A 6,595-nucleotide genomic window follows, 5' to 3' on the forward strand; every position below is an offset into this window, starting at 1 on the left:
TTGCTGATAAGGGTAGTGTTAAAAGCAATACTAGGTAAAATTGCTGATAAGGGTAGTGTTAAAAGCAATACTAGGTAAAATTGCTGATAAGGGTAGTGTTAAAAGCAATACTAGGTAAAATTGCTGATAAGAGTAGTGTTAAAAGCAGTTCTAGGCAAAATTGCTGATAAGGGTAGTGTTAAAAGCAATTCTAAGTAAAACTGCTGATAAGGGTATCTATAAAAGTAGATTTGATTACAAATTAGAGCTTAAGACATAAATATCCTAGAACTTTAAAAAGAGCAGAAATTCATTATTAAAATTGAATTTCTGCTCTTATTTTTGTATAAAAATGAATATTTGTACGATTTTGTAAAGTGCTGACGCCTGAGGGAATAGTATGCGTGAGAGACTACAGGCTCGAGCCATACCCTAGGCAAGCATGCACGAACAAAATCGTAAGATTTTATAAAAATAGTTATTAGTAATGATTTTGTAAAGTGCTGACGCCTGAGGGAAAAGTATGCGTGAGAGACTACAGGCTCGAGCCATACCCTAGGCAAGCATGCACGAACAAAATCATAAGATTTTATAAAAACAGTTATTAATTATGCTGCTGTATAACGTTCTTTTTTAAATTTGTATACGATGAACCCTATAATAAAGCCTATTACAGCTGGTAGTACCCAACCCATACCGATAGTGAAGAATGGTAAGCATTTTTCTCCAAATGTAATGACTACATGTGCAAATTTAGTATTCGCAATGAATTCTGGGCTAGCTTTTATACCGTCTACAAATGAAGCAATCATTGTGAAATATGTTGTAAATTGGTAAACGATTGTTGAGTGATTAAATAATGAACTAAATAGTGTTAGCAATATAATTGTAATCGCTAATGGATACAAGAACATCAATACTGGTGTTGAATATTCGATAATTTTTGTTAAACCGACGTTAGCAAATACACATGATATAATGCTGACTACTGTCGCGAACATTAAGTAGTTTTGCTTAGGGAATAGGTCTGTAAATGTTTCTGAAAAAGCTGTGATTAAGCCAATTGCTGTCTTTAAACAAGCAACAATAATAATTAATGATAATAGGATTATTCCATAATCACCTAGGTAATATTGAGCAATTTGCGCTAATGCAATACCACCGTTTTCACTAGCTTTGAAATGACCTAAACTCATTGTACCCATAAATGCTAACAAACTGTAAATAACACCCATTAACACGATGCTAATAGTACCTGATTTAAAAGTTTCTTTCGCAATGTGATTTGGATTTGTAACACCAAGCTTTTTAATAGTTGAAACAACAATGATGCCGAAAGCAAGTGCTGCTAATGCATCTAACGTATTGTAACCGTCTATAAATCCTTTTAACAATGCGCTGTTTTCATAATCAGGACTAATTGAAGCACTAGAAATATTACCAATCGGATTAATGAAAGCTAATAAAATAAGCACGCCTAACAATACTAAAAATATCGGGTTTAAAAATTTGCCGATATATTCTAAAATTTTAGATGGTTTCTTCGAGAAGAACCAAGCAACTAAAAAGAATAGAATACTAAATATTGATAAATATAACGTGATAGATGATTTTGAAATGAATGGCGTAAAAGCAATTTCAAATGATGTAGTCGCAAGTCTTGGTAATGCATAAAATGGACCAATGACTAAATAAAGTAAAATTGTAAAAATATAAGCATATTTAGTATTTACTCTTGTTGCTATTTCGAATATGCCATTCGTCTTAGAAATGCCAATTGCAATAATACCTAAGAAAGGCAATCCAATCGCAGTAATTAAGAAACCTAAGTTAGCTGTAAAAACATTTGCACCAGCTGTTTGACCTAAATGTATTGGAAATATTAAATTTCCTGCACCGAAAAATAAGCCAAATAATAATGACCCTATATATAGATTTTCTTTGAAACTTAGTTTGTTTTTCATAATAATGGTGTGTTCTCCTAGTCTTTTTTCGCTTCCACTATCTTATATTTTACAAGAGCGGAAAGTCAATAAGTGCTAAGAAATAAATAGTGTATCTATATACTATCTTTAATTATTTCTCATTTCATAAAGCAATGCTTGAGCGGTTTCTAAATTTGGTTTGTTCATATTTTTAAGCGCTTCAGTTATGAGATTTATTTCGACACCTTTTGCACCGATTTTAATCGCTAAAGATTTGTAGTGTAAGTTCATATGACCATGTTGTATACCTTCAGAAACGAGTGCACGACATGCAGAAAAATTCTGTGCTAAACCGACTGCTGCTACAATATGAGCTAACTCTTGTGCTGATTCAACGTTTAATATATCTAAAGTAACTTTAGACATCGGTAAAAGATCAATGCTACCTCCTATAATACCAAGCGTTAAAGGTAGCTCTATTGTCCCTACAAGACATTGTCCTTCTCTATCATATTTCCAAGTAGTTAAACTTCTATACTGACCATCTTTACTAGCATAAGCATGCGCACCAGCTTCAACACTTCTTGTATCATTACCTGAAGCGAGTACGACAGAACTTATACCATTCATTACGCCTTTATTGTGTGTTACAGCTCTATATGGGTCGATATGAGCTAATACAGAAGCTCTTTCCATACGATGTGCAACTTCTTCGCCACTCATATTACTTTTTTCTAAATCAGATACAGCGATTTCACCTTGAATGCTTATAACTGAAGTTGTGGAATAATTTGATAAAATACTCATCAATATATCAGTGTCGTCTAATTGTTCTTCTAAATAATGTGCAATACCTTCAAGAATTGTATTGATGATATTAGCACCCATTGCGTCACGAGTATCGATATATACTTTTAATGACAGCATACCTTCTTCTGGAAATTCATCAGTTTCGATTTTTTGATATCCGCCACCTCTTTTTAAAATAGATGGATAGACTTGATCAGCCATTTGGTGTATTTCTTGTTCTAATTCAAGGATGTCTTTAGATAATTGTGTAGTGTCTGTTACATTATCAAATACAATTTGACCTAATTTAATATTGTCGCTTTGAATGATTTTTAGACCACCGGACTTGTTAAATAATTTAGAGCCATAACTTGCTGCAGCTACAACTGAAGGCTCTTCAACCATCATTGGAACAGCATACGATTTACCATTCACAATAATTTCAGGCAATACGCCAACTGGTAAAGTCCCTTGACCGATTACATTTTCGATTAAGTTCTCTAATAATTCTTTATCTATTTCTGAATTGTTTAGTAATATTTGTTCAGATTGTTCTTGAATCCAACCATGTTCTTTTAATTGATTAATTTTTTCTGGTCTGGATAAGTGTCTGAAATCTTTTGTTAAAGGTTTCATTAAAGTCCTGCTCCTTTTTCTATCATTAATGCGATACCTAGGCCACCGCCAATACAAGCAGTCGCTATGCCAGTATGTTTATCTTCTTGCTTCAACGCATGAGTAAGTGTCGTAACAAGTCTAGATCCTGTTGAACCTAGTGGATGTCCTAAAGCAATCGCGCCACCGTATATGTTGAATTTCTCATCTGGTATGTTGAGATTCTTTTTCACAGGAATACTTTGTGCTGAAAAAGCTTCTGTCATCTCAACTAAATCAATATCTTCAATACTTTTTTCAGTTTTGTTTAACAAAGCTTCTACTGCATAAAAAGGTGCGTAACCCATGTATAATGGATCACAACCTATTTCGGCATGTTGTCCTAAAGTAGCTAAAATTGTATAACCATTTTCTTTAGCATATGCTTCGCTCATAAGAATTAAAGCAGAACCGCCATCACTTAAAGCAGATGCGTTACCAGCTGTAACAGAGCCATCTTCTTTGAAAATTGTTTTTAAAGTTGCTAAGTCTTCCATATTGCTTTCAGGTCTAATTAATTCATCAGAAGTCATAGTTTCACCATTTAAATCTTCAAGAGGTACTATCTCTTCGTTAAATTTACCTGCTTTTGTTGCTTTGTCAGATTTCAAATGAGAGTTCATAGCAAATTCATCTTGTTGTGTACGAGTAACTTCGTATTTAGTTGCTATTTCTTCAGCAGTTAAGCCCATAGCTATTTGATGAAACACATCAGTTAATCCATCATGCATAAAGCTTTTTACTGGTGAATCACCTTTTTTAAGAATAAGGTCTGGTGTATTCGTCATACTTTCAACGCCACCTACAGCAACAACATTTGCTTCTCCAAGTTGGATCAGTTGTTTACCTAAAATAATAGATTTAAGACCTGAACCGCAAACTTCATTCACAGTCATACCTGGTGTTGAATAAGGTAAACCAGCGTTAACTGCTATTTGACGTGCTGGGTTTTGACCAGTGCCTGCTTGAATGACATTCCCGAAAATAACGTTTTCTATATGATTAGGATCTAGTTGAATTTTGTTAATTGCAGATTTTAATGCAGCAGTCCCTAATTCTACTGCAGAGTAGTTACTCAACTTTCCTCTGAATTTTCCTACAGGTGTTCTTTGAGCACTAACTATTACAACTTTGTTCATGTTTATGTTCTCCTTAAAAAATTTATTTATTAATAATTGTCATTAAATATGTTATTTTGATATGATTTAACTATAAAATAACATATTGAGAGGAAATTATTATGGCAATAGGTATTGATAAATTAGATTTTTACATCCCAAATTTCTATGTTAGCATGGATGATTTGGCAAAAGCTCGTGAAGTAGACCCAAATAAATTCAAGATTGGTATTGGCCAAACAAAAATGGCTGTTAATCCTGTGAGCCAAGATATTATATCAATGGGTATTAATGCAGCTCAAGATATTTTATCTGAGCAAGACAAAAAAGATATCGATATGGTAATCGTAGCTACTGAATCGGGAATTGATCACTCAAAAGCAGCATCTGTTGAAATACACAATCAATTAAATATTCAACCTTTCGCGCGTTGTATAGAAATGAAAGAAGCATGTTACTCTGCTACTGCAGCAATACAACTTGCAAAAGATTTCTTATCCAACAATCCTGGTAAAAAAGTTCTTGTTATCGCATCAGATATTGCACGTTACGGATTAAATTCAGGTGGCGAACCTACACAAGGTGCAGGAGCAGTTGCATTATTACTAAGTCATAATCCTAGAATTTTAGAATTAAATGACGATAGCGTAGCATATACGAATAATGTATACGATTTTTGGAGACCAACTTCTGAAAAATATCCTGTCGTAGATGGCGCTTTATCTAAAGACGCATATATCGAATCATTTAATACAGTTTGGAATGAATACTCTAAACGTACTGGATATACTGTAAACGACTTTGAATCATTCTGTTTCCACGTACCATTTACTAAAATGGGGGAAAAGGCTTTCAAGACTATTTTAAACGAAAACGTAGAAGATTCAATCAAAAATAGATTAATGGATGCTTACCAAGAATCAGTATTATGGAATAGAGATGTTGGTAACATTTATACAGGATCATTATACTTAAGTTTAATTTCGTTATTACAGAACCACACATTCCAACCAGAAGAGAAAGTATGTCTATTTAGTTATGGTTCAGGAGCAGTAGGAGAAATCTTTAGTGGTTCAATCGTTGAAGGATATGACAAAGCATTAGATAAAGAGAAACACTTAAATATGCTAGAATCTAGAGAGCAATTATCAGTCGAAGAATACGAAACATTCTTTAACAGATTTGATAATCAAGAATTTGATTTCGAACGTGAATTGACACAAGATCCATATTCAAAAGTATACTTACACAGTATAGAAGACCATATCAGAACATATAAGATAGAGAAATAAACTAGTGGCCGATTGTGCTTGATGAGCTTGGGACATAAATCCTAACTCGAAATAAATAAGCATATCACTAAACTGATTTTTTTAAGTTTACAGTGATATGCTTATTTTTTTATCTTACGATTTTGTACGTGCATGCTTGCCTAGGGGTATGGCTCGAGCCATTAGTCTCTCGCACATACTATTCCCTCAGGCGTCAGCACTTACAAAATCGGTTGTAATTTTCATTTTTATACGCATTCTTACTGAGATTATACTAATAAGAGGAATAGTAAAAGCAATTCTCAGTAAAATTGCAGATAAGAGGTACGTTAAAAGCAGTTCTAGGCAAAATTGCTGATAAGAAGTACGTTAAAAGCAGTTCTAAGTAAAATTGCAGATAAGAGGTTTGTTAAAAGCAATTCCATGCAAAATTGCAGATAAGAGGTGCGTTAAAAGCAATTCTCAGTAAAATTGCAGATAAGAGGTGCGTTAAAAGCAATTCCATGCAAAATTGCAGATAAGGAGTAAGTTAAAAGCAGTTCTAGGCAAAATTGCTGATAAGAGGTGCGTTAAAAGCAATTCCATGCAAAATCGCTGATAAGGGGTACGTTAAAAGCAATTCTAAGTAAAATTGCAGATAAGAGGTGCGTTAAAAGCAATTCTCAGTAAAATTGCAGATAAGAGGTAAGTTAAAAGCAATTCCATGCAAAATTGCAGATAAGGGGTAAGTTAAAAGCAGTTCTCAGTAAAATTGCAGATAAGAGGTACGTTAAAAGCAGTTCTAGGCAAAATTGCAGATAAGAGGTGCGTTAAAAGCAATTCCATGCAAAATCGCTGATAAGGGGTAAGTTAAAAGCAG

The 6,595-nt window shown here is 33.6% G+C and carries 4 protein-coding genes; 1 reads left to right on the plus strand and 3 read right to left on the minus strand.

The features are described 5' to 3' along the window. Positions 1-587: 587 nt before the first annotated feature. The 3 genes from brnQ to LQ609_RS12500 form a co-directional block, all read right to left on the minus strand. Positions 588-1,943 carry a branched-chain amino acid transport system II carrier protein gene (brnQ, locus tag LQ609_RS12490; protein WP_198931331.1) on the minus strand — a complete coding sequence of 452 codons (1,356 nt, stop codon included), beginning with the start codon at positions 1,941-1,943 and terminating at the stop codon, positions 588-590. A gap of 108 nt (positions 1,944-2,051) precedes the next feature. Further along, positions 2,052-3,329: a hydroxymethylglutaryl-CoA reductase, degradative gene (locus tag LQ609_RS12495; protein WP_239734842.1), complete on the minus strand. Its 1,278-nt coding sequence runs from the start codon at positions 3,327-3,329 to the stop codon at positions 2,052-2,054. Beyond that, a complete protein-coding gene (locus LQ609_RS12500; RefSeq protein ID WP_078357491.1) occupies positions 3,329-4,486 on the minus strand; it encodes a thiolase family protein in 1,158 nt (385 codons plus the stop codon). Before LQ609_RS12500 ends, LQ609_RS12495 begins: the two co-directional genes overlap by 1 nt. A gap of 101 nt (positions 4,487-4,587) precedes the next feature. Between LQ609_RS12500 and LQ609_RS12505 the strand changes: the two genes are divergently transcribed. Next, the gene (locus LQ609_RS12505) at positions 4,588-5,757 is read left to right on the plus strand and encodes a hydroxymethylglutaryl-CoA synthase (protein WP_208143463.1); all 1,170 of its coding nucleotides are present in this window, start codon (positions 4,588-4,590) and stop codon (positions 5,755-5,757) included. Positions 5,758-6,595: the final 838 nt, after the last annotated feature.

Source organism: Mammaliicoccus sp. G-M28 (assembly GCF_022386595.1).
Lineage (GTDB): Bacteria > Bacillota > Bacilli > Staphylococcales > Staphylococcaceae > Mammaliicoccus > Mammaliicoccus fleurettii.

Bases quoted from the DNA above. Each gene is read 5' to 3' on its own strand.
- brnQ (WP_198931331.1), bottom strand. From the start codon at position 1,943: ATGAAAAACAAACTAAGTTTCAAAGAAAATCTATATATAGGGTCATTA.
- LQ609_RS12495 (WP_239734842.1), bottom strand. From the start codon at position 3,329: ATGAAACCTTTAACAAAAGATTTCAGACACTTATCCAGACCAGAAAAA.
- LQ609_RS12500 (WP_078357491.1), bottom strand. From the start codon at position 4,486: ATGAACAAAGTTGTAATAGTTAGTGCTCAAAGAACACCTGTAGGAAAA.
- LQ609_RS12505 (WP_208143463.1), top strand. From the start codon at position 4,588: ATGGCAATAGGTATTGATAAATTAGATTTTTACATCCCAAATTTCTAT.